Source organism: Mucilaginibacter sp. Mucisp86, from assembly GCF_047324315.1.
Lineage (GTDB): Bacteria > Bacteroidota > Bacteroidia > Sphingobacteriales > Sphingobacteriaceae > Mucilaginibacter.
In genome coordinates this window covers 2272765-2299213 of record NZ_CP168503.1, presented here as the reverse complement: position 1 = coordinate 2299213, position 26449 = coordinate 2272765, and the positions used below count along the sequence as shown (strand labels likewise).

At 46.8% G+C, this 26449-nt stretch carries 23 protein-coding genes; 17 read left to right on the top strand and 6 right to left on the bottom strand.

Going from position 1 to position 26449, the window contains the following annotated elements; all coding sequences use genetic code 11:
• Nucleotides 1-30 precede the first annotated feature (30 nt).
• Nucleotides 31-948, top strand: coding sequence for a bestrophin family protein (locus tag ACEN9X_RS09650; protein ID WP_413670171.1), 918 nt, complete (start codon nucleotides 31-33; stop codon nucleotides 946-948).
• Between the two features lie 13 nt (nucleotides 949-961).
• Here the strand turns inward: ACEN9X_RS09650 and ACEN9X_RS09645 are convergent, their stop codons facing one another.
• Both ACEN9X_RS09645 and ACEN9X_RS09640 read right to left on the bottom strand, forming a co-directional pair.
• Complete coding sequence (locus ACEN9X_RS09645; protein ID WP_413670170.1) at nucleotides 962-1885, bottom strand: Dyp-type peroxidase; 924 nt, start codon at nucleotides 1883-1885, stop codon at nucleotides 962-964.
• Between the two features lie 115 nt (nucleotides 1886-2000).
• Complete coding sequence (locus tag ACEN9X_RS09640; RefSeq protein WP_413670169.1) at nucleotides 2001-2447, bottom strand: VOC family protein; 447 nt, start codon at nucleotides 2445-2447, stop codon at nucleotides 2001-2003.
• A 313-nt stretch (nucleotides 2448-2760) separates the two neighbouring features.
• On the opposite strand from ACEN9X_RS09640, the gene ACEN9X_RS09635 reads away from it, so the two are divergent.
• From ACEN9X_RS09635 to rpe, 6 genes are all read left to right on the top strand, one after another.
• Nucleotides 2761-3036 (top strand): AtpZ/AtpI family protein, encoded by a 276-nt coding sequence (locus ACEN9X_RS09635; protein WP_413670168.1) that lies wholly within the window; start codon nucleotides 2761-2763, stop codon nucleotides 3034-3036.
• 96 nt (nucleotides 3037-3132) lie between these two features.
• Nucleotides 3133-5148 (top strand): transketolase, encoded by a 2016-nt coding sequence (tkt, locus tag ACEN9X_RS09630; RefSeq protein ID WP_413670167.1) that lies wholly within the window; start codon nucleotides 3133-3135, stop codon nucleotides 5146-5148.
• Between the two features lie 32 nt (nucleotides 5149-5180).
• Nucleotides 5181-6632, top strand: a complete 1452-nt coding sequence (gene gndA, locus ACEN9X_RS09625) for an NADP-dependent phosphogluconate dehydrogenase (protein WP_413670166.1) — start codon at nucleotides 5181-5183, stop codon at nucleotides 6630-6632.
• Nucleotides 6633-6695: 63 nt separating this feature from the next.
• On the top strand, nucleotides 6696-8342 hold the full coding sequence (pgi, locus tag ACEN9X_RS09620) for a glucose-6-phosphate isomerase (RefSeq protein ID WP_413670165.1): 1647 nt from the start codon (nucleotides 6696-6698) through the stop codon (nucleotides 8340-8342).
• A gap of 670 nt (nucleotides 8343-9012) precedes the next feature.
• Nucleotides 9013-9429: a DUF1003 domain-containing protein gene (locus ACEN9X_RS09615; RefSeq protein WP_413670164.1), complete on the top strand. Its 417-nt coding sequence runs from the start codon at nucleotides 9013-9015 to the stop codon at nucleotides 9427-9429.
• 52 nt (nucleotides 9430-9481) lie between these two features.
• A complete protein-coding gene (rpe, locus tag ACEN9X_RS09610) occupies nucleotides 9482-10132 on the top strand; it encodes a ribulose-phosphate 3-epimerase (protein ID WP_413670163.1) in 651 nt (216 codons plus the stop codon).
• Nucleotides 10133-10174: 42 nt separating this feature from the next.
• Here the strand turns inward: rpe and ACEN9X_RS09605 are convergent, their stop codons facing one another.
• Both ACEN9X_RS09605 and ACEN9X_RS09600 read right to left on the bottom strand, forming a co-directional pair.
• On the bottom strand, nucleotides 10175-14026 hold the full coding sequence (locus tag ACEN9X_RS09605) for a hypothetical protein (RefSeq protein WP_413670162.1): 3852 nt from the start codon (nucleotides 14024-14026) through the stop codon (nucleotides 10175-10177).
• Between the two features lie 167 nt (nucleotides 14027-14193).
• A complete protein-coding gene (locus ACEN9X_RS09600) occupies nucleotides 14194-14664 on the bottom strand; it encodes a ferritin-like domain-containing protein (protein ID WP_413670161.1) in 471 nt (156 codons plus the stop codon).
• 624 nt (nucleotides 14665-15288) lie between these two features.
• On the opposite strand from ACEN9X_RS09600, the gene ACEN9X_RS09595 reads away from it, so the two are divergent.
• The 3 genes from ACEN9X_RS09595 to ACEN9X_RS09585 all read left to right on the top strand — a co-directional run bounded on the left by ACEN9X_RS09595 (nucleotide 15289) and on the right by ACEN9X_RS09585 (nucleotide 16735).
• Nucleotides 15289-15492, top strand: a complete 204-nt coding sequence (locus tag ACEN9X_RS09595; protein ID WP_090463249.1) for a helix-turn-helix transcriptional regulator — start codon at nucleotides 15289-15291, stop codon at nucleotides 15490-15492.
• Nucleotides 15482-15808 carry a HipA N-terminal domain-containing protein gene (locus tag ACEN9X_RS09590; protein WP_413670160.1) on the top strand — a complete coding sequence of 109 codons (327 nt, stop codon included), beginning with the start codon at nucleotides 15482-15484 and terminating at the stop codon, nucleotides 15806-15808. The genes ACEN9X_RS09595 and ACEN9X_RS09590 overlap by 11 nt, the downstream gene beginning before the upstream one ends.
• A gap of 120 nt (nucleotides 15809-15928) precedes the next feature.
• Nucleotides 15929-16735: a HipA domain-containing protein gene (locus ACEN9X_RS09585; RefSeq protein WP_413670159.1), complete on the top strand. Its 807-nt coding sequence runs from the start codon at nucleotides 15929-15931 to the stop codon at nucleotides 16733-16735.
• A 201-nt stretch (nucleotides 16736-16936) separates the two neighbouring features.
• Here the strand turns inward: ACEN9X_RS09585 and ACEN9X_RS09580 are convergent, their stop codons facing one another.
• Complete coding sequence (locus ACEN9X_RS09580) at nucleotides 16937-17029, bottom strand: hypothetical protein (protein WP_413671127.1); 93 nt, start codon at nucleotides 17027-17029, stop codon at nucleotides 16937-16939.
• Here ACEN9X_RS09580 and ACEN9X_RS09575 point away from each other — a divergent pair.
• Nucleotides 16994-17293: a hypothetical protein gene (locus ACEN9X_RS09575; RefSeq protein WP_413670158.1), complete on the top strand. Its 300-nt coding sequence runs from the start codon at nucleotides 16994-16996 to the stop codon at nucleotides 17291-17293. The two genes, ACEN9X_RS09580 and ACEN9X_RS09575, sit on opposite strands and share 36 nt — an antisense overlap.
• Nucleotides 17294-17384: 91 nt before the next feature.
• Here the strand turns inward: ACEN9X_RS09575 and ACEN9X_RS09570 are convergent, their stop codons facing one another.
• On the bottom strand, nucleotides 17385-17975 hold the full coding sequence (locus ACEN9X_RS09570) for a TetR/AcrR family transcriptional regulator (protein ID WP_413670157.1): 591 nt from the start codon (nucleotides 17973-17975) through the stop codon (nucleotides 17385-17387).
• A 259-nt stretch (nucleotides 17976-18234) separates the two neighbouring features.
• Here ACEN9X_RS09570 and ACEN9X_RS09565 point away from each other — a divergent pair, with 259 nt between their 5' ends.
• The 6 genes from ACEN9X_RS09565 to ACEN9X_RS09540 all read left to right on the top strand — a co-directional run bounded on the left by ACEN9X_RS09565 (nucleotide 18235) and on the right by ACEN9X_RS09540 (nucleotide 26437).
• Nucleotides 18235-19296 (top strand): efflux RND transporter periplasmic adaptor subunit, encoded by a 1062-nt coding sequence (locus ACEN9X_RS09565; protein ID WP_413670156.1) that lies wholly within the window; start codon nucleotides 18235-18237, stop codon nucleotides 19294-19296.
• A gap of 9 nt (nucleotides 19297-19305) precedes the next feature.
• Nucleotides 19306-22413 carry an efflux RND transporter permease subunit gene (locus ACEN9X_RS09560; RefSeq protein WP_413670155.1) on the top strand — a complete coding sequence of 1036 codons (3108 nt, stop codon included), beginning with the start codon at nucleotides 19306-19308 and terminating at the stop codon, nucleotides 22411-22413.
• 10 nt (nucleotides 22414-22423) lie between these two features.
• Nucleotides 22424-23716: a TolC family protein gene (locus tag ACEN9X_RS09555; RefSeq protein WP_413670154.1), complete on the top strand. Its 1293-nt coding sequence runs from the start codon at nucleotides 22424-22426 to the stop codon at nucleotides 23714-23716.
• Nucleotides 23717-23723: 7 nt separating this feature from the next.
• Nucleotides 23724-24356: a TetR/AcrR family transcriptional regulator gene (locus tag ACEN9X_RS09550; protein WP_413670153.1), complete on the top strand. Its 633-nt coding sequence runs from the start codon at nucleotides 23724-23726 to the stop codon at nucleotides 24354-24356.
• A 169-nt stretch (nucleotides 24357-24525) separates the two neighbouring features.
• Nucleotides 24526-25122 (top strand): TetR/AcrR family transcriptional regulator, encoded by a 597-nt coding sequence (locus ACEN9X_RS09545; protein WP_413670152.1) that lies wholly within the window; start codon nucleotides 24526-24528, stop codon nucleotides 25120-25122.
• 214 nt (nucleotides 25123-25336) lie between these two features.
• Nucleotides 25337-26437 carry an alkene reductase gene (locus ACEN9X_RS09540; protein ID WP_413670151.1) on the top strand — a complete coding sequence of 367 codons (1101 nt, stop codon included), beginning with the start codon at nucleotides 25337-25339 and terminating at the stop codon, nucleotides 26435-26437.
• The last annotated feature ends 12 nt before the right edge of the window (nucleotides 26438-26449 follow it).

The following is a 26449-nucleotide window of genomic DNA, read 5'->3' as shown; positions in this document are numbered from 1 at the left end:
TTGTCCCCGATATTTATAGATAGATAATACATGATCATCAGAAAAAAAGAACATTGGTTTAAGATGCTGTTTGTGTGGCATGGCTCTGTACTACCCAGGATATTGCCGCGACTGTCCCTGCTCTTTCTGTTATCGCTCATTATCGTTTATCTGCACGGTATTATCTTTTCATTTAAGGTTCCTTTGAATCCGACGCCGTTAACCTTGTTTGGTTTTGTGCTGGCGCTTTTTCTGGGATTTCGCAATAACGTCAGTTACGACCGTTTTTGGGAAGGACGCAAACTTTGGGGGGCATTGCTCAACGACACCCGCTCACTGGCCCGTCAGGTGCTGACATTGCCTGAAAAAGCGGATGAGCCGGAAAGTGCTAAGCCATTCGTGCTGATGCTTGTCGCTTTTACCTATGCTTTAAAGCATCAGTTAAGGCATACCAACCCGTCCGGAGACCTGCAGAAACGCTTAAATGAAGCGCAGTTTGAATTGGTAAAAAATGCCCGGTTTAAACCCATCCTGATCATGAAGTTGATGGCGCAATGGGTACAGCAAGCGCGTCAGGAAAAAAAAATCGATTCTATCCAGCAATCCCGCTTCGATCAGAATTTTGATAAATTGTCAGATATCGTAGGCGGCTGCGAACGGATCCAGTCGACTCCCATGCCCTATTCCTACCGTGTATTACTGCACCGCACGATCTATTTATATTGTTTTTTATTGCCCTTCGGTTTGGTAGACAGCCTGCAATGGCTTACGCCTTTTCTTGTCGTTTTCATAGCTTACACATTCGTTGCTTTTGAAGCTATTGCCGATGAGATCGAACAGCCATTTGGAAAAGAACCCAATGATCTGGCCCTGAATGCCATGTGCCGCGTGATCGAATCCACCTTACTGGAAATGATCGGTGAAAACCTGCCCGATACAAAAATGAAGGAAGGGGCGGTCATCGACTAAGCCCCGCCGCAGGTCAGGACGAGAAATCGTCCAGCATGTTAAATGGCGGTACAAAAAACATCGTCCCGGTTTTTGCCGTACTGAAATCGAGGATCCGGTCATAGTTCCCTTCCGGGATCCCGATGAACATACTGTTCAGCATTTTCTGTACCGTGGAAAAGGTGCTCGCATAAGCGATAAAATAGGTGCCCATATCGTTGGTAGACATGTTTCCGAAGGGCATGTTATCCCGGACAATTTTGAAATCGTCGCCAACGTTGGCCAGTGCGCTATGTGAATTGGATGGCTTCACATCATCGGCCATTTCAATGTCGTTTTCCTTTGATCTTCCGATTACCTTTTCCTGGTCCTCTGTGGACAACCCTTTCCAGGCACTCAGGTTGTGCATGTATTTCTGCACGAAAAGATAACTGCCGCCCTTGTAAGCCGGATCGTCATCGCCCACAATGGCGAAGAACTCGCGGTCCAGGCCATGCGGGTTTTCCGTCCCGTCAACAAAACCTAAAATAGACCGGCTGTCCCAATACCGGAAACCATGTACCTCTTCAGCACAGTCCGCCACCGGCACCAGGATCTCCGAGATCGCCGCCGCCATATCATAGCAGATACTCGCATTGTCAGCTCTGATATGCAAATGCAGGTCCCCGCGGGTCGCTACCGCGGTATGCTTTGAGCCGGTAACCGGGGCAAAACTGACCAGTTCTTTAGGCAGGGGCTTGGGCAGGCCGAGTCGCAGCCAGGCATCATGCCCGATCCCGAGTACGCAACTGGCCCGTGATACCGGGAAGCGGACATTGGCGGAGTTATTCAAATTAATGACCAGCTTACAAAGCCGGTTGAACTGATCTTTGACCTGCATATCATCTTTGAAGTTCCACACCAGGAAAATGGTGTTATTATTGGTATAGTCCGTTACATTCTGTGAATCTGGTGTCATTAGGTGCGATTAGATGAATGATGAAAATAAATCAGGCCCACGGAAAATCCCCGGAACTGTTTGATAGGATAAATATAGACAAGAAAAATATATAATCAGAAAAGGGAAGGACGGATCAGTGTGCCCCTTTCGCCGCAGCTTTTTCATCGAAACTGATCCTCCAATTGATACCGAACTGATCAATAACAGCTCCAAAATAAGCGCCCCAAAAGGTATCCGCAAGCGGCTGCGATACCTGCCCGTACTGCGAAAGTTTATCAAAAATAGTTTGCGCCTCCGCCTTGCTGTTTGTCGAAACAGACACTGCAAAATTATTTCCTTGTACCAGCGAATCACCATATTCATCCCCCGCATCGCATCCCATGAGCACCGTATTCCCGATCGGCAATGCGATGTGCAGAATTTTATGCTGATCGCTCTGCGATACCACATACCCTTCACTGGGCGGGATCGTATTGAACCGGGACAGCTGCGTAAATTCACCGCCAAATGTAGCTTTGTAAACCGCAAATGCTTCTTCGCAGAGGCCGTCAAATGTCAGATAGGTGCTTGTTGTCGCCATTGATTTATCTTTTTATTGTCGCCTGTACTTCATGATGCCATAGCCGATGCCCGCATCCCTTCTATTATTTGCGACGGGTACTTTCCATTCAAATTTAATTGATAACGCAAACCATTGATGCTTTAAATGAAGCAATAAATAGTATTCGATACTATTCTCACGGTTTGCGATAGCTATTAACTGGGGGTACAAATTTCTTAGGACCTATATTGGTAATACAGGAAAGGGGAGTATGAGCGAAGGTTAATATAGCCTGCTTACCTGACATTTAAATGGGTCTGGATACCATTACCGGTATGCATACACGGCACTTATGAGAAAAAATAACCATAATAAAAAAACTACAGGCACAGGTGATAAAACGGATAATCAATATCAAACCCGGCCTGAAGAATCGCCGGGTTATGGCTATGCGAAATACAGCGGACTTGGTATCCAGATGCTCGTTATTATCGGCGCATTTGCCTATGGGGGTTACAGGATAGATACGGCTGCCCGTCACCGTATCCAATGGGTTACCTGTATCCTGTCATTGGCCGGCGTTTTTATTGCCATTTACCTGGTCGTAGTATCCCTGAAAAAAGACTGACCATCAATAAACGGTCAGGAAACAAAAGACCAATGGGCCACCGGTTAATCCGGCAGGCTTTAATCAACTGAATATGATATATGATCATAAAGAAAGATGAAAGTAAATAGTCAACTGATTCAAACGCTGGCGATCGATACCGTAAGGGTCCTGGCAGCCGATGCCGTGCAGCAAGCAAATTCCGGCCACCCGGGTACGGCCATGGCACTCGCCCCGGTCGCCCATGTCCTGTGGACATCGTTCATGAATTACGATCCCTTTAACCCCCAGTGGGCGAACCGGGACCGTTTTATCCTGTCCAACGGGCACGCCTGCATTCTCCAGTACGCCATGCTTTATTTGACGGGCTATGACCTCACCCTCGATGACCTCAAAGCGTTCCGTCAGTTGAACAGTAAGACCCCTGGACACCCAGAATATGGGCTGACACCGGGAATTGAGGTCACCACGGGGCCATTGGGCCAGGGTTTTGCCAATAGCGTTGGCTTTGCGATTGGTCAAAAGCACCTGGCTGCGCGCTACAATAAGCCGGGATTTGAGCTATTTAATTACAGAATATTCTGTATCTGCGGGGACGGTGATATGATGGAGGGGGTGACGTCGGAAGCCGCCTCCCTTGCAGGTCAGCTGGAATTGGGCAATATGATCTGCATTTATGACGACAATCATATTACTATTGAAGGGGATACCGATCTTGCCTTTACTGAAGATGTTGGTAAAAGGTTTGAAGCCTATAACTGGCACGTACAAACCGTAGCCGACGGCAATGACCTGCCGGCGATCGCCGAAGCAATACGGACCGCGATCGGGGAAACCAGCCGGCCTTCCCTGATCAGACTGCGTACCCAAATCGGCTATGGCAGCCCCAATAAGGTCAATACCGCTGCAGCACACGGCTCGCCGCTGGGCACCGGTGAATTAAAACTTGTCAAGCAGTTCTTCGGCTTTGACACGGAGCAATCCTTTGTCGTACCCCAGGAGGTATTGAAATATTATCGTGATGCCGGTACAAAGGGCATGGGGCAGGAAAAGCAATGGAATGATCTTTTTAAATCCTATAAAGAAGATTTTCCCGGGTTAGCTGCGGAATATGAGCTTTTCAGCAGTGGCGGCTTGCCTAAAGGATGGGAGGCCTGCCTGCCGGTATTCGAGCCGGACGAAAAAGGGATGGCCACCCGTGCCGCTTCCGGCCAGGTGCTCAATGCCATCGCGGAGCGCTTACCCGCCCTTGTTGGCGGCGCTGCTGATCTTTCTCCATCCACCGATACGATCTTAAAGAATTACTATTCCTTTAATGCAGAACACCGGGAGGGCCGTAACTTTCATTTCGGCATCCGCGAACATGCGATGGGAAGCGCGCTCAACGGCATGGCGCTGACCCGGGGGTTGATACCTTACGGCGCGACCTTCCTGATCTTTTCCGAGTACATGCGGCCCCCGATCCGGCTGGCGGCCATTATGGAGATACGGCCTGTATATGTATTTACCCACGACAGTATCGGCCTGGGCGAGGATGGCACTACGCACCAACCTGTGGAACAGCTGATCTCCTTGCGTTCCATTCCCAACCTGGTCGTGATCAGGCCGGCAGATGCCAACGAAACAGCCCAGGCCTGGCGTGTCGCTTTGCGGCGTAACGACGGCCCGGTCGCACTGATACTGACCCGCCAGAATATTCCGGTCATCGACCAGGCCAAATATGGCCATGCGGATGGTCTTGAAAAAGGAGCCTATATACTTTCCGAAGCGCAGGCTTTCCCGGATATTATCCTGATGGCTTCCGGCTCCGAGGTCGCGCTGATCCTGGAGGCACAGGTCCGGTTGGAAAGGGAAGGCATTGCCGCGAGGGTGATAAGCATGCCCTCCTGGGAGTTATTCGGTAAGCAGGACAGCGCTTACCGCGAACAGGTATTGCCGAAGGCGGTTAGAAAACGCCTGGCGGTCGAAATGGGTTCGCCGCTTGGCTGGCGCGAATATGTGACCGATGAGGGTGACGTATTGGCGATGTCGACCTACGGCCAGTCTGCTCCGGCCGCCGATCTTTACAGGGAATACGGGTTCACCGTGGAGAACGTTATCCGAAGGGCGAAGGCTCTTTTAGAGGTTATTTAGCCTGTTTCCTCACATGGCCTAATCTATGATATATGAGCAAAACAAATAAAAAAGACGAAAAATACGATTTTGGATTGATCGGCCTGGGGGCCATGGGAATGAACCTGCTCCTCAATATGGGCGACCACGGCATCCATGCCGCCGGCTATGACACAGATCCCGCTAAGTGTGGATTATTGGATCAGGAAGGTAAGCACACCCATCTCAAAGGTTTTAATGATATCACGGCATTTGTAGCCAGTTTAAAAAAAACGCGGGCTATCATCATGCTGGTTCCCGCCGGCAAAATTGTAGACAATGTGATCGCGGAATTGGCTTTCCTGATGGAAAAAGGGGATATCCTGATCGATGCCGGCAATTCTTATTTTAAAGATACCGAACGCCGCTCAAAAGAACTGTCGGCGAAAGGCTTTCATTTTATAGGTATGGGCATCTCCGGCGGTGAAGAGGGAGCCCGCAGGGGCCCGAGCCTGATGCCCGGCGGCGATACAGAGGCATTTGATGTGATCAAACCCGTACTAACGGCCATTGCCGCAAAAGTTGACCGCACGCCCTGTGTGGCCTACATCGGCCCCGGTGCTTCGGGCCATTTTGTCAAGATGGTACATAATGGTATTGAATATGGCCTGATGCAGCTGATCGCTGAAACCTTTGAAATACTGAAAAAAGGCTTAAAAATGGATAATGAAGCCATCGCCGCGCTCTTCGGCAAGTGGAACTCCGGCAGGCTACGGTCATTTTTACTGGAGGTCACCACGTACATCTTCACCTATAAGCAAAGCGGACAGCAACATTATCTTTTAGATGAAATTAAAGATGAAGCCAAGGGAAAAGGGACCGGAAAATGGACCTCGCAGGTGGCCATGGACCTCGAAGTACCCGTTCCGACGATCGATATGGCCGTAGCTATGCGCGATCTTTCCAAATATAAAAATTTACGGAAGCAGGCCGCTGAATCTTATGATGAACCGGCCAGGCTTGATGTGGACCGGGACGGATTCCTGGCTGCACTGGAGGAATCTTTCTACGCCTGTATGATCATTACCTATGCGCAAGGCATGCATTTACTGGACAAAGCTTCCGATGTCTACGGCTATCAGCTTGACCTGGGCGAAATCGCCCGGATCTGGCGCGGCGGATGCATCATCAGGTCAGCATTCTTAAACGATATCGTCAAGGCCTACCGGGCAGAACCAGGCCTACCGCATCTGTTACTCGACAAACATATACAACACCTGATCGCTCAGGCGGAAACGGGTGCAAGGAAAGTGGTGTCCGCAACAGTCACCGCCGGCATTGCCACACCCGCCTATGCGGCGTCGCTAAGTTATTTTGATGCCTTCAGAAGCCAGCGGATGCCTGCCAATCTGATCCAGGCGCAACGCGACCTGTTCGGCGCTCATACTTATGAACTGATCGGAAAAACAGGTGCTTTCCATACCCGATGGGTATTGGAAGAAGAACGCGACCATCGCCTGATATAGTGACATTTTTAACGGTTAATCCTTCGGATCGGAAATCAGACAAAAGATATCAATAAAAAAAATATGCTACCCAATACGGATTTTACGAAAACCCCGGCTTATGAAAAGCTGGTCAGACATTATAACAATATTTCAAAAAAGCACATCAGGGAGCTCTTTGCCGCAGACCGGGATCGCTTTCAGAAATATTCCCTGGTCTTCCACGACATCTTACTGGATTTCTCGAAGAACCGCATTAATGATGAAACCCTGACGCTCCTGGTACAGCTCGCGCGGGATTGCTCCCTGGACACCGCGATCCGGGAGATGTTCACCGGCGAGAAAATAAACCTGACGGAAAACAGGCCGGTGCTGCATATCGCTTTACGCAACCGCAGCAACACGCCGATCTACGTGGATGGGAAGGACGTCATGCCCGAGGTCAACCGCGTGCTTGAACAAATGAAGGGCTTTAGTGAAGCGATCATTTCAGGGAGCTGGAAAGGCTTTACCGGTAAGGCTATCACGGATGTCGTTAACATTGGTATCGGTGGCTCGGACCTGGGACCAGTTATGGTCACCGAAGCCCTCAGGCCCTATAAAAATCACCTGTCCATGCACTTCGTTTCTAACGTAGACGGAACGCACCTGGTCGAAACGCTAAAGGAACTTGACCCGGAAACAACGCTGTTTCTGATCGCGTCCAAAACCTTCACGACGCAGGAAACCATGAGCAACGCCCACAGCGCGCGTGCATGGTTTCTGAAAAGCGGGGCAACAGACACCGACGTCGCCAGCCATTTTGCGGCATTGTCGACCAACGCTGCCGGCGTGGCGAAATTTGGGATCGATACGAAAAATATGTTTGAGTTCTGGGATTGGGTAGACGGGCGTTATTCGTTATGGAGCGCGATCGGCCTCCCTATCGTTCTGAGCATCGGCTATGATAATTTTATTGAGCTGCTGAGCGGCGCGCACGAGATTGACGAATATTTCAGATATGCCGACTTTGAAGAAAATATACCCGTAATCCTTGCCCTGATCGGCATCTGGTACAATAATTTTTTTGATGCCCAAACCATCGCGATCCTGCCTTATGACCAATATCTCCATCGTTTCGCCGCTTATTTTCAGCAAGGCGACATGGAGAGCAACGGCAAACATGTCAGCCGTGATGGAGAGCCGGTTGACTATTCCACAGGGCCCATAGTATGGGGGGAGCCGGGAACCAATGGCCAGCATGCTTTCTACCAGTTGATCCACCAGGGTACGAAGCTTGTACCCTGCGATTTTATAGCACCGGCCGAATCTCATAACCCGATTGGAGAACACCACGAAATGCTGCTTTCCAATTTCTTTGCGCAGACGGAGGCTTTGATGAACGGGAAAACGACCATTGAAGTGGTTAATGAAATGATAAAGGCAGGCTTTACCGGTGAGCAAATTGAAAAAATAGCGCTGTTCAGGCAATTCGACGGGAATAGGCCGACGAACTCCTTCCTCCTGAAGAAAATAACGCCCAGGTCATTAGGATCGCTGATCGCCATCTATGAACATAAGATATTTGTGCAGGGCATCATCTGGAATATTTACAGTTTTGATCAATGGGGCGTTGAGCTCGGTAAGCAGTTGGCCGGGAAAATACTTCCCGAGCTAAAGGCTGCCGGCGAGGTCAAAAGCCATGATCAGTCCACAAACGGTCTGATCAATCAATATAAGGCATGGAGATAAGAGATGGAGGTGCAATTTAAAGAAGGAAAAGCTTTGCTGTTTACCGGCTTGTAATCATAAAAACTATGTTAAGCATCACTACCTTAATTCTGACATTCACCTTTTGCCTGTTATTCTTAATGACGATCCGGCCGTTCATGGCCAAAAACGGAAAATCAAACAGCCTGGGTAGCTTTTTCGGAAATGTGTTCTCACTGTTTATAGTAGTGGTATTAATTATTACCGTTATTCTGAAATTTTATCATAAATCTTAATCAATATAAGCCATGAAGACTGCGACGCGAAGAAATTTAACAGGGTCACCTCATCTGTTATTAAGGAGGTTCTTGTGACGATAAATGATCATGGCGGCCAATAGAGATCATTTGAAATGGGAGGCAGATCGCATGTTATTTTCAATATTGATCCATATATTTATTATAGCATTGCCGGCCTGGTTAACGTGGCCGAAGAACTTGGCAGGGGCGAACACCGTAAGCCAGGTAGTTGAATATTTAAAGCAAACAGGCAGAAAAGCCGGATGGGGTTATCCACGGGATTAACAATACCGCCAAGCCCTGACCGGATGGAGCGTTAAAGGCCCGTTTTCGGGGTAACATTTATTACGTTCCGCTTAATTAAAATATTTAGTTCATTCATTACAATTTAAACCCTTTAATCTTACTTTACAATGGCACTCACTACAAAAAATTGGTTTCAAAAGCACAATGACTCCATGACCTTCGGCGAACGTTTGGCCGATTCCGTGGCAACGGGCATGGGCTCATGGCGGTTCATCATCATTCAGACCATCATTGTCGCCCTATGGATGACGCTTAACGTTGTTGCTATTATTTATCATTGGGATCCTTACCCCTATATTTTACTGAACCTGCTTTTCTCGACCCAGGCGGCCTATGCCGCACCGATCATCATGATGGCGCAGAATCGCCAGAGTGACCGCGACCGCGTTAAGGCTGACGAGGATTTCAAAACCAACGTGGAGGCAAAAAAAGACATCGAGGATCTGCAAATACGTCTTAATAAGATCGACGTAGATAAACTGGATAAGATTTTGGCCATACTTGAAAAAATGGATCAGAAATAGGCTGGTAAGAGGTTTGGGTTCACCAAATTGTACAGGCTCAGCGACTATTGCCATGACTCATTTAATCGCCCCCTCTATACTCGGAGCCGATTTTGGCAACCTGCAACGCCAAATAGAGATGCTCAACAACAGTGCCGCCGACTGGATCCATGTGGATGTAATGGACGGCCTGTTCGTGCCTAATATCTCGCTCGGCTTTCCGGTGATCGGGGCGATAAAAAAACATGCCCGGAAACCGCTAAACCTGCATTTAATGATCGTTGATCCTGATCGTTACCTGCAGCGGTTTAAAGCTGCAGGAGCTGACCACATCCTTGTCCATTACGAGGCCTGTACGCACTTGCATCGAACTATTCACGCGATAAAAGAGCTGGGCTGCCTTGCCGGCGTGGCCATTAATCCGCATACGCCGGTCGCGCTGTTAGCGGATATCATTGCCGATGTGGCTATCGTACTGGTCATGTCGGTAAACCCCGGCTTTGGCGGTCAGCAATTTATTGAACAAACCTACCGGAAGATCAGCGAACTGAAGAGCCTAAGCGACAAAAGCAACCCCGGGCTCCTGATCGAAGTTGATGGCGGCGTTTCTCCCCAAAATGCCGCAAAATTAATAGCGGCCGGCGCCAATGTCCTGGTTGCCGGGAGCTTTGTATTTGCCGCTGAAGATCAGCCGGCGGCAATTTGGTCCCTGAAAAACATTTAGCTTTACCCGCTTCGCCAATTGCAACTAGCCGCGTTGTGACTATCAATGGAGTTTCTTTGCAGAAAGCGCCATCGCTTCCAGTGCCTTTTTATATTCCTTGCGGTAAATGTGCCTGGTCAGGGGGACTGTGCTGCCCGCCGCGCCTTCAACGACCATTTGCAAAAAGTAATCAATGGTAGAGCCGTCGCGGTCCCGGACAAAATAGAAATCAGCGCCTTTGTTCTGATTGTGGCTTTTTAAGGCGAATGTATTGAACAAAAAGGTGACCAGTTTGGTGCTGAATTTCTGATGTTTCACATTACCCGAGTCCAGGATGTTCGCCCGCAGGCCATGAAAATTCAGGTGCATTCTTCCGCTGGTCAGGTATTCATTGCCCGCAGCGCTCATATACATCGTATCCACATAGCCTGATCTTGCCTGCATCGAAACCAGTGGTGCCAGAAACCCGTTCAATAAGGCCGCTTTGCCGCGCCCCAACTGCATATGCAGGGCAAGCCCGCCCTTATCATCGTGATAGGATTGGGCCATGTTTAAGTTCAGGGGCATCTGGTCCAGGAAATTAGCTTTAACAGCGACCCGCAGGCTGTCAGTAGCCGCATCCCACCGCGTGGCCACGTTGCTGATCAGTGCATTGATGGCCGTGAAGTAAACTTGTCCGGTATCCCGTGAAACCTCGTTCAATTCCGTATAACCGATCTTTGCATTTTCCACCTGTAATTTTTCCACCTGCAAGGGCATCGGTATGCTGCCCAAAGCCGCTATCGGCAGCGGCTGCTCGCTTTCGCTCCCCGGCTTTTTTAACTTATTGCTAAAAATGCTCAGAACCGGGTTTTTGATGTCCATGTCCGCTATATGCAGCTGACCGCCGGTCGTTCCGAGACCGTCTAAAGTGATCGCCCCTGAGCCCAGGCGGATATAGTCCTTCCGGTAAATCAGTTGTTTATAAAACTCCTCCCTGTTTTTTCGCGGGTCGAGGCTAAGTGAACCTATGCTGGCGTGTCTTTCATTTTGACTGAACGTGATGTCCCTTGCGGTAAGGTTGTTACCCACGGTTTGCCAGCGCAGGGCTCCCAGGCTGATCGTTGCCCGGGAATGATCGGCCAGCCAGGGCAGCCAATGTTTCAGGTCATCGCTGGTCGCCCTGACCCCCGAAACATGTAAATGATCCGCCGATAAGGAAACCGTACCGTGGCCAGCATGGGTATTAAGATAGGACATACTATCCGTCAGGAATTTATCCAGCTGTATTTCCCAGGCCTTAGTAACCGGGTGAAATAAAATAGAATGAAACCCGGCCGATAATGCACCGGCGGCTTTTATCGCCTGCTTGTTATCCGGCATAACCAGCAGGCCCCTGGTATTTATCTGTACCTGGTCAACGGAAACAGCATCGTCCGCCCGGGTAGCTATCCTATTGATCTTTAAGGACAGGTCCGCGATCTTTATGACGGAAGAATTTTGACGCAGCCGCACTGAAGCATCGTTTATCCCGATCCCGGTCAGCAGGAGTCCGGGAAAAGTGACCGATGGCGATTTTTCACCGCTTTGACGGCTTACACTTTTCGAAGAGTAGATGATCTCTGGCCGGTTGACACTGATCTTACCGATCGTTATCTTTTGAGATTCCAGGGACCGTTTGATAAATGGTTTGAAGCTGAGTTCGGGAATACGGACGAGCAGGCTATCGCCGGGTCGCTGCTGTTGAATGCTGACATTTTTGAGCATCGAGTTTTCCCCGTCCCGGAGAAAAAAATTGGTGCATTTCAGCTGGCCTGCGCCGGAGTTAAGCAGCAGATCGCTGCCCCCGATCAGCAGATTTTCCAGTTCCAGCGGCTTGCCGGGCTCTTTCCGAAAGTGCTGCCCGGAGATCGTTTGGATATAGGCCTCCGCATTCAGGGTTTTATTGGCAAAACTCAGCCGGGTGTTCTTTCCGGAAATATGATCTACCCACACCCCGGGCGGGCTTTTCCTGCTGCTGTCATTTGCCCGGGATTCATGGCCTGCGTTGACCTGCAGGTTCCCATCTTTCCAGGAAATGCCGTTGATCTTAAGCCGGTCGCTTTCAAAAGAAACGGCATTCAGTAAAACGCCGCTGAGGGCGACCCTTGTATGCCCGCTGTCCGCAGCCATCCGCAGCTTGCTGAAGGAAAATTGCTTTTCCCTGCCGTTCCATGCCCCTTGGTCCACGTTCATGCCGGTGCCGTCAACGGTAGCAGCCACATTTTCAAAAGACAGGCTATTCAGCGACCTCATCAATTGATCCGGTGATCCGGCTTTTTCCAATTGGCCCGCGTGGACGTCCAGGCCTAAATTTTTAACATGCAACTGAAATTTACCGGCATTTTGATAAGCGAGATCTCCATGCACGATCCGCAGCTGATCCAGCGACAGTACCTTATGCAACAGCGATAAATTTTGGTAAATCGACCTGCCGTCAGTCTTACCCCTATCAGGATCACTAATGCCCCCATCGTTTTTGATCAGGCGTATCACCGGGTTATATAAGGCCGCTGACCTTGCCTTGAATTTGTTTCGGAAAATAAACGAAAGCCAATCCATCCCGGTTATTTCAAACCGGGGGACCGTGTAAGTTTGTTGCAGGCCGGTGCCGGCGCGGCGGTCGGTCGCAGCGGCCAGGTTGTAAAGCACGATCTTACTATCCACAAATTGCAGGCTGTCGAAACCAAACCGGAGCAGGCTATCCGGCGTGTAGCCGACGTAATTGCGAACGGTATAATTAAAGCCTTTAATGGTCAGTCCCTTTTGAGTGGAATCATTTAAATGAAACCCGGAAATACTGATGTCGTCATTCCGGGTACTAAATGATGTTACTTTCCCCGCAAGATGAAGGTGAATGGCGGCATTGCCTTTGGACATCACGATATGGCTGATATTAAAACTAAGCGGCGACTTAGTCAGCAGGCCGTTCAGCGGGGCGACCTTCAGCCCGGTTTGTTTTTTGGGGGTATCGCCAAAAATATCGTAATTGCTCGTCAGCCCGTCAAGGAAAACGGAATCGGCCTTGATGAACTGCCGCTGGTAGAGTGCATTAAAATCAAGGCCTGTTACGCCGATCTTATTGGCAAAAAATGCGAGCCTGTTCCTGCCACCTTTCGAAGGCAGTATTTGGATATCCGGGGAAGTGATCCGGATGAACTTGTCCCTGGTATTGATCAGCAGTTCCTTGAAACCAACGCTGCCGTGGTTACCGGGCAAAGCAATGTGCTGGTCGGTGATGCGCAGCCGCACCTGTTCCGAAAAAACGAACCGCGATTTGTTCTTTAAGCTGGCGGAGTCTATTTGCAGCTCGTTGATCGTAAAGTTGATGTGGCTGATCTTTAGCGGCTGGCTGGCATTTGCCCCGGCATCATTAAGCTGCAGCCGTCCGTCTTTGATCTCAAATAACCGGAGATTCAGGACCCTGAGCGAGCGGAGGATCGTCCGGTACAGGTTCCCGATCTCCCGGGTCAGCGCGATTCTGGGGCCGGACACCGTTTGTTGAACATTCGCCTTCCTGGTGACGGTAATATCGGGCGCATTAAAGGTAACCGCGTCGATCACCAGCCGTTTATGAAACAGCAGGTCCCATTTGGAGTGGATCTTCAGGTGAAAATCCTGTGTGCTGAAACGATAGGAGGTTGCCTGTTGGACAGAGTCCGTATTAAAAAAAACGATATCCTTTACATCAAGGTCATTGCTGAGATAATTGATACTTACCCGGTGAAGCGTGCACTTCACTTTTCCCTTCGAACTCCACGTGATCAGCTCATCGATCGCGCTTTCAGAGTGACGGATGAACCATAAATGAAAGCCAAACAACAGCAATAGCAGCACCACCACAATGTGCCAGATAAAATCCCACAGTAACTTAACAAAACGTTTTAATGCTTTCACCTATGCAAAATAAGGGTTTTGCGGCTGGTTTCGATGGCTAATAAATGATGGGCACTGGCAATTGATGAGGAGCATATAGCGCATCATTTTAGGAATTAACTGCCCCGAACAAAAAAACGCCGGCTGTCATACCTGCGTTTAAGCTTACCTTAAATAACAGAGCGCTATCAATACTTGTCTTTCAAAACTTCAATTTCACCTAAAGCGGCCCATATCCCATCTCTTTGCCGGACAAGCAACTTCAAATGATCCGCGTGATCCTTATGATCAGCGATACATTCGTCAAATTTAGCAATAGCAGCCTGCTCACCTGTTACGATGGCTGCCAATAGATCAGCGTCACTTTTGCCCGTTAAAGCATCCTTGATCGTGATCCAGGTACGGTGCAACCCGCCCAATACACCCCCTTCCTGATCATGGGCTTTTCCGCCATGAAAGGCAATGTGTTCTTTTAACTCATTGGCATAAGCTTCTCTTTCATGCGCCAACTTCAGGAAAAGCATGTGCAGTGCCGGCGTTTTGGTTGTTTCGGCTGCATGCTGGTAGCCTTCCTTACCATCGTAAACTAAATGTAAGAGTTCGGTAAGATCACGAATGACCACTTTGGGGTTTTCTGAGGATTCTGTTAAATTTTCCATGGTTTCTTTTATTGATGCGGAGGATTATCCGCCAGGTCCGCCCTTTTTTGGGCATAGCTGGAAAATATCTCCCATCGTGTTATTGTTTAATAGTTATAAAGAATGCATTACAATATTAAATAATAAACAAATGGTTGTCTTGGGGTAAAGCTGTCGAGATCGGTGAATATGCTATCGGAAAACAAGTAAAGTCATTTTTTCAGGTGTTCTGCTTTTGGACCAATAGCCCACAATCGCTTTTCAATTAAGAACACCGAGGTTCGTAAATAGAGCAAATATTAGGTAGTAGACTGTGTTAGCTTGTTGCTTCTGACTGAGAATACTAATTCTTTGCCCCATTTTCTAGGTTCCTAATCATGGATTCGTCATCAATAACGAAAGTGGTGATTCATCAGGCCCCGTTATTTGAAAATCTGAATGGTAAAAGAGTGTCCCATACTGGTACTGAGAGCACCAGTATGGGATTTTTTTTAAACTAACCACTAATCCCGATAGGGTATAAAACAAGCATAATTTTACTATATAGTCCCGATAGGGTATAATTATGATATTAACAGAGGATATAATCCCGATAGGGTATAGTTAATAAACTTTATTTATATTTGTACCCGAAAGGGTATAAATATGTTGTCAGAGTATTTGAAGAAAAAAAGGAAATCACTAAATCTCACACAGGAAGACCTGGCATCCAAAGCGGGGGTCGGACTTAGGGTCGTTCGTGAGATGGAACAGGGAAAACCAACATTGCGGATGGATAAAGTGAATCAGGTGTTGATGTTATTTGGCGCAGAACTCGGAGTGGTATTAAAAGTAAAAAATGATGAGTAAGAAAGGTTTGGTGTATTTTCAGGACACGCTGGCTGGTGTACTTGCGGAAACTGATGATGGTTACGAATTTACTTACCAGGCGAATTACTTAGAGAATAAAAACGCAAAACCGGTAAGCTTAACGCTGCCATTGTCAACCCAGAAATATGAAAGTAAAGTATTGTTTGCTTTTTTCGATGGCTTAATACCGGAAGGTTGGCTACTGGATCTGGCAACAAAACACTGGAAGGTCAAAAGCAATGACCGGTTTGAATTATTACTATTAACATGCAGGGATGCAATCGGAGCTGTAACGGTTATTCCCGAAATAGATTAAGCTATGGCAAATTGTTGGTTTTGTTATCAGGATGCAGGTACATCGTCTTATCATGAAAAATGTTCAAGGCGATTTTTTGGTACGGCTAAAGTACCTGAGCTGGAATTGAATAATAAACTTTTGAAAACGTTGGCCGAACAGACCATCAACGAGAGGATATCTGTGACCGGAGTTCAGCCAAAGCTTTCTGTTACCCTGGAAAAGGCAAAGGAGCAGAACCGTTTGACGATAGTAGGACTTTGGGGAGAATACATACTTAAACCGCAGCATCCTGATTTTCAGGAAATGCCGCAATCAGAAGATCTGACGATGCATTTGGCAAGGCTATTTAAAATGCCAACTTGTGATCATACTTTAATGGAGGCGTCAGACGGTAGTTTGGTTTATCTTGCCAAACGATTTGACCGGGTAAAAGGCCATAAAGTTCACATGGAAGATTTCTGCCAGCTTTCTGAATTTTTAACAGAAAACAAATACAGGGGCTCTTATGAAAAGATCGGTAAACTTATCCTGAAATACTGTACTCAAACTGGTTTTGATGCACTGACTTATTTTGAACTGGTATTATTTTCTTTTTTGACAGGCAACAATGATATGCATCTGAAGAACTTTTCTGTGCTATATACGGACGAAGGAATAAGCCTAAGCCCTGCCTATGACCTTTTAAATGTAAATCTTGTTAATCCACAGGACGATGAAGAATTGGCCCTGACAATAAACGGCAAAAAGAAAAGAATTGGATTATCTGATTTTGATGTGTTGGCAAGAAGTATGAATATACCTGAAACCGCCGTTCGGAATACCTATAACAAATTTTCCTCCGGTAATAAGGAGGTTGGTAAGATGATTGAAGCATCATTCCTGAGCCCCGAAAAAAAGGCACTATACCTGGAAATTTGGAATAAAAAGCAACGGTTGTTTAATTGACAAGCGCTCACTGCACGCCCTTCACATTCCGAGCTGGACAGTATGCTTCTCATGTAACTCAAAGTGGCGAACGGATTTTAAATTTTATATTAAACACGCCCCAATCTCTCATTATAGGGAACCTTATATCTCGTTCATTTCTCATAGAACCTTAAACAGGCAGACTTTATCGGATCAATCAGGAGTTTATGGAGATTTATTTCAATTTCTGAAACTCACTGGCGTGCTATTGGTTTGCTTTCTGAAAAAGTAATTAAGGTGCGTTGGATCATCGAATCCCGGGCTAAAACCGATCTCAGCTACTTTCCAGTCGTAATGATAACGTTTTTACTTTCAACGAATCCTGGGATCTATAAACCACTAACATCGGAAAATTTCAATGTTGTATTGCATTTAGACTTCAAAATACTTAACATGATTTTCCCCGCTGAAGCCGGTAAAGATATTCATGCAATTTTTACAGAACCCAAGACAGATGACGTTTCCTGGCCCGAGTTGCCTGCGCTTCAGCCGACAACACCGCCTTTTGTTCAGCCGACCCGCCTGCTGATTCGTTAACCTCGTTGATTACCTTATTGATGGTATACAGGTTACTCATATACAATTGCATGTCAACGGATTCATATCTCCTAAGCTAAAATCAAACCAATTACATCAGGCCCTTATGTAATATTTGCGCCAGCCAGGTTATTTTGCTTTCAAATTGTGGAAACTTTCCGAAAAGGATAATTTCCTGATCAAAGCACTTGAAAACACTTTGTAAGGTTTCCGCCAAAAATTGGCTGTCTTCCTCATTTAGTTCCGCTATTTCTTTGTTTTCCAATGCCCATTTGATCATGAGTTTCACCACCAGAATCTCCTCTTCAGACATAATGCGGGACTGCATGATCAACAGCGAAGGATCCTGCCTCATGTCTTCTATAACCAGCTTGTATTTTAAAACGACTTCACGCAGGCGTTTGATCTTTATTTCGTTAAATGATTCTATATTGGCTGAAAAAGAACGTCGTTTGCTTATCGTGGCTTTGCTTTCCTCCAGGCATTGGGAAAATATTTTGTGGCATAAAGCGTCAAGTACCTCTGTTTTATTCTTAAAATAATGATAAAGTGTACTTCTGCCTTTTTTGCATTCATTTGATATATCCTGCATTGACACCCTTACAAAGCCGTAGCGCTCAAATACCGTATCGGCTGCCGCGATAATTTCCTCCCTTATGCTGTCGTTTTGATCTGCTTTCATGATTCGACAAAAATACAAATTTTGTTGATGGCTTTTTTATTAATAAATGCCGGATTATACAAAATATAATAATATGACAGAATTATTAAAAAATCACAAAAACAAAATATGTATAATTGTCGAAAAATAACTGAGCGAGAATGAAGCTTACATACTAAGCGTAATTTTAGCTTTTAAAGCTTTATGCTATGCTCTTTGAGATTAATAAATCTGTGGAATAGTAATCGACAAAAAAACAAATAATGTTCAATTTAACTATATGAAAACCAAACTTACACTTGCAGGGGCGATAATGGCCGCTATCTGGATTTCCGGCTGCTCAGGCAAAAAAGAACAAAAGAATGGCCCGGACACTTTAGCGGTAAACGTATTTAATTTGAGTGCGGAATCGGTGTCAAACAATGACCGGATCGTTTACGATGGCACGCTTGAAGCTGAAAAGACAATTGATTTAAGCTTCCAGGTTTCCGGAACTATCCTGTCTTTCCCGGTATTAACTGGCGATTATGTAAAAAAAGGACAGCTGGTAGGTGTTATAGATGAAACGGTATACCGCAACCAGTATAACGCACAGCTGGCGCAGGCTAAACTTGCCGAAGAAAACTATAAACGCATTAACGATGTGTTTAAAAAAGGTAGCATTGCCGAAATAAAAATGCTGGAAGCCAAGTCAAATTATGAGCAGGCAACCTCTACAGCCCGCGCAACTTACCAGAATATAACCCACACCCATCTTTATGCACCGGTAAGCGGGTATATTGGCGAAAAGAAAGCCGAAGCAGGGGCTGTTGCCAGTCCTGGCCAGCCGGTTTTGCAGCTGCTGGATACCCGGTCGGTGAAAGTCCTGGTTGCTGTGCCCGAAAGTGAAATCAATCATTATAAAGCAGGAACCCCGGCTACGGTAAAAATCGATGCATTGGGCAATCAGCCCTTGCAGGGCAAGGTATCCGAAGTGGGCGTTTTAGCGCTTAGCGGCAGTGCCAATTATAACCTTAAAATATCGCTGGCCAATAATGATATGAAGTTAAGGCCGGGCATGCTTTGTAAAGTGGTATTTAACAAAACTGCCGGTGCTGTCGCCTCCTCTAATGATGTTAAAGAAGTTATTGTTCCTGTGCAATCCGTCCAGGTGGATGAAAAAGGAGCCTGCTTTCTCTATGTAATGAACGCGGCGCATAAGGCAGAGCGGAAAAACGTAACTACCGGCCAGCTTTACAGTAACGGCATAGCCATCCGGTCCGGACTTGCCGGAAACGAGCAGGTGATCACCTCCGGTTATCAGAAACTTGCCGACCAAACCCCTGTCATCGTCAATAAATAACAGCAGATCATGAAAAAGAAAGGTAATTTAATTGAATGGGCTATGGAATACCATGTATTTCCGCTTGCCCTGTCTGCTATATTTTTTATCCTCGGTATCGCGGCTCTTTTCAATATGCCCCGAAACGAATTCCCTGATTTTACCATCAGGCAGGGCCTGATCGTTGGGCAATACCCCGGCGCTTCGTCAAAACAGGTAGAAGAGCAACTGACCAAAAAAGTTGAGGAATACTTATTCAGCAATAATGAAGTAAATAAGAAAAAAACCTATTCCTATTCACGCGATGGGGTGATGTATGTGTTTGTTGAGGTCGCTGACAATTTAAATGCTATCCAAACCAAGGCATTCTGGAATAAGATCAAAAACGGTATGCTCATTTTGCAGAGCCAGTTACCCAAAGAGGTGAAAGGTTTTTATATCGACAGTGAGTTTGGAAATACATCAGCCATGCTGATGGCCGTTGAATCGAAAACCAGGCCGTATAAGGAGTTGCTCCGTAATGTTGAAGATATCGAGGCGGAGCTCAGGCAAGTGCAGGATGTCGCCAAGATCTCGCATACCGGGAACCTGAATGAGCAGATCACAGTTTACGTGGACAACAATAAGCTGCTGCAAAAAGGCGTATCCGTGAACAATATTATGCAGATACTGCAAAACGAAGGCGCTATAAATTCCACAGGGAAGGAAGATGGCGAAGTAGTTGACCAGCCGATCCATCTGAGTACTTTCTATAAAACAGAAGCAGAACTTGCAGAGCAGATCATCAGGCAGGATGCCAACGGGAACTCGGTGCGCCTGCGCGATGTGGCTACACTGAAACGTGAATACGATGAGCCCGACAGTTATGTCACATCCAACGGCACCAAATCCATTGTGATATCGCTGGAGATGATCACTGGTAAAAACATTGTGCAGTTTGGGAAAGAACTGGAGGAGCGCATCGACAAAGTAAGCAAGCATTTGCCACCGGATATCCAATTGGTTAAGCTGGCAGATCAACCCCAGGTTGTGGATGATTCGATCAGCCACTTTATGAAAGAGTTTGCCTTCGCGCTTATCGGCGTGGTATGCGTTGCATTGCTGTTGTTGCCCTTTAGGGTTGCAGCTGTTGCCGCAGCCACCATTCCTATTACCATAGCTGCAACGCTGGCCATTATGTATATGGTTGGTATAGAGCTCGACACAGTAACGCTCGCGGCTTTAATTGTGGTATTGGGGATTGTTGTAGATGACCCGATTGTGGTGATCGATAACCATGTGGAAAAACTGGATCATGGCATGTCCGTTTGGGATGCTGCAAAAAGCAGCGCGCAGGAATTATTCCCTTCTGTATTCACCGCTACACTGGCCATCTCAGCCACTTTTGTACCGCTGGCTTTTTTCATGACCGGCGTATCCAAAGATTTCATCCGGCTTTTCCCGGTAACGATCATGATCGCGCTCACCTTATCATTGATTATATCCATGTTGCTGGTGCCATTTTTCAATACCCTCTTTATTAAAAAAGGTTTATTACATGGTAAGAATGATGAAAAAAGATCATTTCTGGACCGGCTGCAGGATTTCTTCAACAACCATATCGGTAACTCCATGAAACACTACAAGCTGACCGTGTTTTTTGGCATCCTGGCGGTGGTCATTGGGATTGCCATTATGGGGGTATTGCCCCAGCAGCTGTTCCCTAAAGTGGAACGTAACCAGTTCGCAATGGAGATCTATCTGCCTTCCGGGTATAACCTGTCGCAGACAGACAGCGTTGTCAAGGGCATGGAGCGGATACTAAAGCGGGACAAACGTATCGTCACGTATACCAGTTTCATTGGCAGCAGTTCTCCGCGTTTTCACTCGGTATATGCCCCTAATCTTCCGGCCAAGAATTATGCCCAGATTTTAGTCAAAACAGCATCTGAGGATGCTACGGCCGAGGTCATTGTAGATTACCAGCACAAGTACAGTAACCTGTTTCCGTCGGCGTATGTTCGGATGAAGCAGCTGAATATGATCAATGCGCTTGCACCGATTGAGGTCAGGATCAGCGGGAACGACATTTCGGCCTTAAAACAGGTTGCAGGGCAGGTTTTGGCCATTGGCAAAACGCATAAGCAGGTAATCTGGGCCAGGACAGACTACAATGAAATGCAGCCAACCCTCCAGGTTGATGTAAAAACAGCCGACGTTGCGCGCCTCGGGCTGAGCAAAAGCGATATTGCCAATGCGGTATCAATGCATTCGGAAGGCATCACGGCTACCCAGGTTTGGGAAAATACGTATGCAGTGGATGTAAAGATCAAATCCCCAAAAGCTGCCAGGAGCAACCTTTCAGATTTGCGGGACCTCAATATAGTTTCCCCTCAGACAAAATCGGTTATACCATTAAGGCAGGTAGCCGATGTAAACCAAGAGTGGGAAGATGGGCAAATCACCCGCCGGAACAGCGTACGCACACTGACTGTCCGGATGGACGTAACCCAGGATGCGGTAGCCAATAGCGTTTTAATGGATATTCAACCGGCTATAGAAAAAATTAAGCTGCCGCAGGGTGTCGAGATCCGTTACGGAGGGGAATTTGAGCTGCAGGGCGAAAATCAGGGGCCCATGGGCATTGCTTTGGGTGTAAGTATCGTACTGATATTCCTGATCCTGCTTTGGCATTTTAAGCATCTTAAACATGCGCTTTTAAGCATAACCACGATGCCTTTAAGTATACTCGGCGCGTCATTCGGCCTGCTGGTTGCAGGATATCCCTTTGGATTTACTTCATTTCTCGGCTTGCTTGCCCTTTGCGGAATTGTGGTCCGTAACGGCATCATCCTGATAGACTTTGCCGAAGAATTGCGGATACACGAAGGGAAATCTGTATTCGAAGCCGCTAAGCTATCCGCAGAACGCCGGATGCGGCCAATTTTCTTAACCTCATCTGCCGCAGCTGTCGGGGTAATACCAATGGTAGCCAGCAGGTCTTCGCTTTGGGGACCGCTTGGTACAGTGATCTGCTTCGGTTTGCTGGTTTCCATGCTGCTGACCCTGTTCGTATTGCCAACGCTTTACTGGCTGTTCTTCCGCAAAGAGGATCAAAACAAGCCGGTAAGCACCACACCGGAACCTGTAACCGCATAAGTACATGATCATGAAAACATTCCTATTATCAATATTCACTTTTACATGTCTGCAGGCCGGAGCCCAGCAGCATATTATATCCTTGCAGGAAAGCAAGCAGGCTGCCATTGCCTACAGTTACGCTTTAAAGAATGGTGAGCTGCGGATAAGTTCAGCAAAAACAGATGTAGCGGCAGCTAAGTCTGATTACCTCCCATCGGTCAGCGCAACCGGGGTGGGTTTATTCGGGTTTAAAGATTTCGTATCTGCAGCCCCGCCATTATTAGAAAAAGGCATCAATAATTTTTACCTGTTTGGCGTAACCGGTACGGAGTCCCTGTATGCCGGCGGTAAAATTAAAACGGGCAACCAGTTAGCGGCATTGCAGCTACAAGTCAGCCAGATCAGGAAAAAACAATCAGCAGATTCTGTCATACTGCTTACCGAACAGAAATACTGGAACCTGGTAAACATACAGGAGCAGCAGAAAACCATACTGGTCAATGAAGCATTGCTTAACGCAGTACTGAAAACGCAGAAAGACATGCTGGCATCCGGGTTGATTGCCCGGAACGATCTGCTCAAAGTAAAAGTTCAGCTTAGCCAGTTGCTGGTTAACAAAAGCAAGCTGCAGAACGGCCGCCGGGTGGCCCTGTTGGATTTTTCCATGTATACCGGTATCGCCTTTGATTCACTCATGGTGATGCAGGACACACTGAATAAAAACAGCACCCCGGTATTGCCTGCCCTGCAGCCCGATACCAACCTGGACCGTAATGCCAATTACCAGTTATTAACCAAACGTATAGCAGGTGAAAAGCTGCAGACCCGGTTAGCAGGTGCCGACAACCTGCCGAGCCTGGCAGTTGGTTTAAGTGCATCACAGACGGGATCGATCAACAGCGGCATCGGGAGCAATTTTGCACCCGCCAGCTTTGTTACCCTGAGTATTCCCATCTCCAGCGGTTTATGGGGCCGGGGTAAGCAAAAGATGCAGAAGCAAAGGATCAATGAGCAAATAGCCCAAAACGATTTCCGCGACGGCCAAAACCAGCTGAGAGTGGGCATTATACGCTATTGGTATGATATGCAGGACCAGCTTACGCAGATCAGCTATGCCAAAGACAACCTGGAGCAGGCTACCGAAAATCTGAAAGTTAACCAGGATAATTACAAAGCCGGTTTGGCCACCATTTCGGAGGTGCTGGATGCCCAGACTGCTTACCAGCAAGCCTCAAGTACCGTTGCTACGGCATTTGCTGATTTTTATGTAAGGTCAGCGGTATATAAGTATGTTACTGCGAAAACCGAAAATCAGCCCTGAGGCTGCCTTGAAAAATAGCATCCCTGAAGCGTTGGAAGTAACAACTAAAGCAACCGGAATGGAAGATAAAAGAAAACGCCTGATTGGTATTGCAATTCAGCTTTTTATCAATCACGGCATCATCAGTGTAACCATGGATGAACTGGCGAAAGCTGCCGGTATGTCAAAGAAAACCGTTTACCAATGTTTTTCCAATAAGGGAATCCTTGTCGAAGCCGTTGTTGACCAGCTGATCGGTCAATCTAAAAGCATCATCAGTTCAAATATCGATGCCGCGGATGACCCGGTACAGGAGTTGGTTCTTCAGCAAGGGCTTTTTAAACATTTGATCGCCTTACGGTACCTTTTTAACGACATGATGTTGAAAAGGTACCCGAGGGCCATGAAAGCGTTCCATGAGTTTAAAAACAATCACCTGAAGGCAGTTATCGAATCAAATTTATCAGATGGTGTAGCAAAGGGGTTGTACCGACGGGGCCTGGATGTTCCGGGCACAGCAAGCATCTACGTATCGGTAACAGACTTTTATTTGTTTAATAACGTAAAGACTCCGGCTGACATATTTGAAGCACTCCAACTATTTATAAACGGTATAATTACCAGTAACGGACGACGTCTTCTCGCAAATTATAATAAGTAAAAGCAAACGGATCTCTTCATAACCTATTGTTAAGCAGGCTATGTCCGATAGCGCCATTTCAATTAATTTTCAGGATCACGATGATTGTCACCTTCATATCATAAAGAATACAATATACTAAAAAGTCTTTTTAATTAAACTTTTTAGTATATTTTTGTATTGAAAATTTATGAACATGCTTACTAAGGCGGAAAGAACAAAAAAATTCATCCTGGAAACAGCAGCCCCTATCTTTAACCAGAAAGGAATATCCGGTGCTAATATAGACGACGTGCTCGCTGCCACAAAATTGACTAAGGGATGCCTTTACGGTCATTTTGAAGGCAAGGAAGACCTGGCCCTGCAGGTTGTTGACCACATGCTGAATACTAACGGCGAGAAGATGTTGTTAACTATCAGCAAGGGTAAAACAGCGAAAGCTAAAGTATTTGCCTTTCTCGATTTTTACAAAGATCCTTTAAATACTTACCTTAAAGGTGGGTGTCCTGTATTTAATATTGCGGTTGAATCCGATGATAACTTTCCAGCCATTAAAGAAAAGATAGCAGGAGTCATCCGGCATGGACAGGAGTTATTTGTTAGTATTTTAAATCAAGGCATTGCCGAGGGTGAATTTTCTGAAAAACTTGATCCGGCTATCTATGCGTTCAAAGCGGTGTCTGCCGTTGAAGGTGCTGTTGTGATGTGCAGGGCGATGAATACAGCAAAGCCGATGGCCGGTTTGCTTAGGAGCCTGAAAGCGGAATTAGAAAGTTATGCGATATGATTTTTTTCGCTATAAAATATACTAAAAAGTATTTTTTGTAAACACGAGAACTATTTTGCGACAGCGTACTCAGCCCGCTACCGCTGGCATTATTTAGTAAAGATTACAAACAATCAAAACGAAATAAAATATACTAAAAAGTATAAAATAATAATTAAACAACAATGAGCCGGGGTAGCAGACCTGCTTCCTGAAACTATTTAAAATTAAAACAATGAATGACCAAATTATTTTCGAGCCATATAATTTAAATGGCCTTGCACTGAGCAACCGCATCGTAATGGCACCAATGACCCGCAGCCGTTCGGCTAACCCGGGCAATGTGGCTACAGAACTCACAGCACGCTATTATCAGCAGCGCGCTTCGGCCGGTTTGATCATCACCGAGGGAACTTATGTCAGCCGTGACGCCGTAGGGTACCTTAATGTGCCTGGAATCTATACAGCAGCGCAAGTTGAAGGTTGGAAACTGGTTACAGATGCAGTGCATCAGCAAGGTGGGAAAATTTTCGCCCAATTATGGCACGTAGGACGATTATCGCACCCTGACCTGCTTGACGGTGAGCTTCCGTTGGCACCATCAGCATTAAATCCGCTGGCCAAGGCATTCACACCTGAAGGTTTTAAAGACACGGTAGATGCCAGGGAGATGACACTGGGGCAAATCAAAAAGACCATTAATGATTTTAAACAGGCTGCCGCAAACGCGGTGGAGGCAGGTTTCGACGGTGTTGAACTGCATGCAGCCAATGGCTACCTGCTGCACCAGTTTTTCAATCTTTATTCCAATAAACGCCAGGATCAGTACGGCGGCGCCATCAAGAACCGTGCGCGCATATTATTCGACGTCCTGGATGAACTGTATACGGTAATCGATATGAGGAAGGTAGGGGTAAGATTAAACCCTTCTCTTCACGGTATCCAGGGTATGATGCTTGACGAGGAAACTGTGGCGGTGCATGATTACATCGTTGCTAAATTGAATGAATACGACCTGGCTTACCTCCACCTGACCGAGCCTTTTACCGATGTGTCGGGCAATCCTTGGGCTATTGAGGAAGTTGCCAAACGTTACCGCCCGCTTTATGATGGCACGATAATCATTAACCGCGGATTTAACAAGGCCACAGCCAGCCAGGTATTGAACGACGGTGATGCCGACCTGGTATCATTCGGGGTTCCCTTTATTGCCAACCCTGATCTTGTTGAACGTTTTAAAGCAGACGCGCCGCTCAGCCAGGCCGATCCTTCGACTTTCTACACGCCGGGAGAAAAAGGTTATACTGATTATCCGGTCATGGCCGAACAAGAATAGTTTATAAAATAT

Excerpts from the sequence above, each read along its gene's own strand:
- ACEN9X_RS09650 (WP_413670171.1), top strand. The coding sequence starts at position 31 with ATGATCATCAGAAAAAAAGAACATTGGTTTAAGATGCTGTTTGTGTGG.
- ACEN9X_RS09570 (WP_413670157.1), bottom strand. The coding sequence starts at position 17,975 with ATGAAAGCAGATCAAAACGACAGCATAAGGGAGGAAATTATCGCGGCA.
- ACEN9X_RS09545 (WP_413670152.1), top strand. The coding sequence starts at position 24,526 with ATGAACATGCTTACTAAGGCGGAAAGAACAAAAAAATTCATCCTGGAA.
- rpe (WP_413670163.1), top strand. The coding sequence starts at position 9,482 with ATGACTCATTTAATCGCCCCCTCTATACTCGGAGCCGATTTTGGCAAC.
- ACEN9X_RS09590 (WP_413670160.1), top strand. The coding sequence starts at position 15,482 with ATGATGAGTAAGAAAGGTTTGGTGTATTTTCAGGACACGCTGGCTGGT.
- pgi (WP_413670165.1), top strand. The coding sequence starts at position 6,696 with ATGCTACCCAATACGGATTTTACGAAAACCCCGGCTTATGAAAAGCTG.
- gndA (WP_413670166.1), top strand. The coding sequence starts at position 5,181 with ATGAGCAAAACAAATAAAAAAGACGAAAAATACGATTTTGGATTGATC.
- ACEN9X_RS09615 (WP_413670164.1), top strand. The coding sequence starts at position 9,013 with ATGGCACTCACTACAAAAAATTGGTTTCAAAAGCACAATGACTCCATG.
- ACEN9X_RS09635 (WP_413670168.1), top strand. The coding sequence starts at position 2,761 with ATGAGAAAAAATAACCATAATAAAAAAACTACAGGCACAGGTGATAAA.
- ACEN9X_RS09640 (WP_413670169.1), bottom strand. The coding sequence starts at position 2,447 with ATGGCGACAACAAGCACCTATCTGACATTTGACGGCCTCTGCGAAGAA.
- ACEN9X_RS09595 (WP_090463249.1), top strand. The coding sequence starts at position 15,289 with ATGTTGTCAGAGTATTTGAAGAAAAAAAGGAAATCACTAAATCTCACA.
- ACEN9X_RS09560 (WP_413670155.1), top strand. The coding sequence starts at position 19,306 with ATGAAAAAGAAAGGTAATTTAATTGAATGGGCTATGGAATACCATGTA.
- ACEN9X_RS09600 (WP_413670161.1), bottom strand. The coding sequence starts at position 14,664 with ATGGAAAATTTAACAGAATCCTCAGAAAACCCCAAAGTGGTCATTCGT.
- ACEN9X_RS09645 (WP_413670170.1), bottom strand. The coding sequence starts at position 1,885 with ATGACACCAGATTCACAGAATGTAACGGACTATACCAATAATAACACC.
- ACEN9X_RS09555 (WP_413670154.1), top strand. The coding sequence starts at position 22,424 with ATGAAAACATTCCTATTATCAATATTCACTTTTACATGTCTGCAGGCC.
- tkt (WP_413670167.1), top strand. The coding sequence starts at position 3,133 with ATGAAAGTAAATAGTCAACTGATTCAAACGCTGGCGATCGATACCGTA.
- ACEN9X_RS09565 (WP_413670156.1), top strand. The coding sequence starts at position 18,235 with ATGAAAACCAAACTTACACTTGCAGGGGCGATAATGGCCGCTATCTGG.
- ACEN9X_RS09540 (WP_413670151.1), top strand. The coding sequence starts at position 25,337 with ATGAATGACCAAATTATTTTCGAGCCATATAATTTAAATGGCCTTGCA.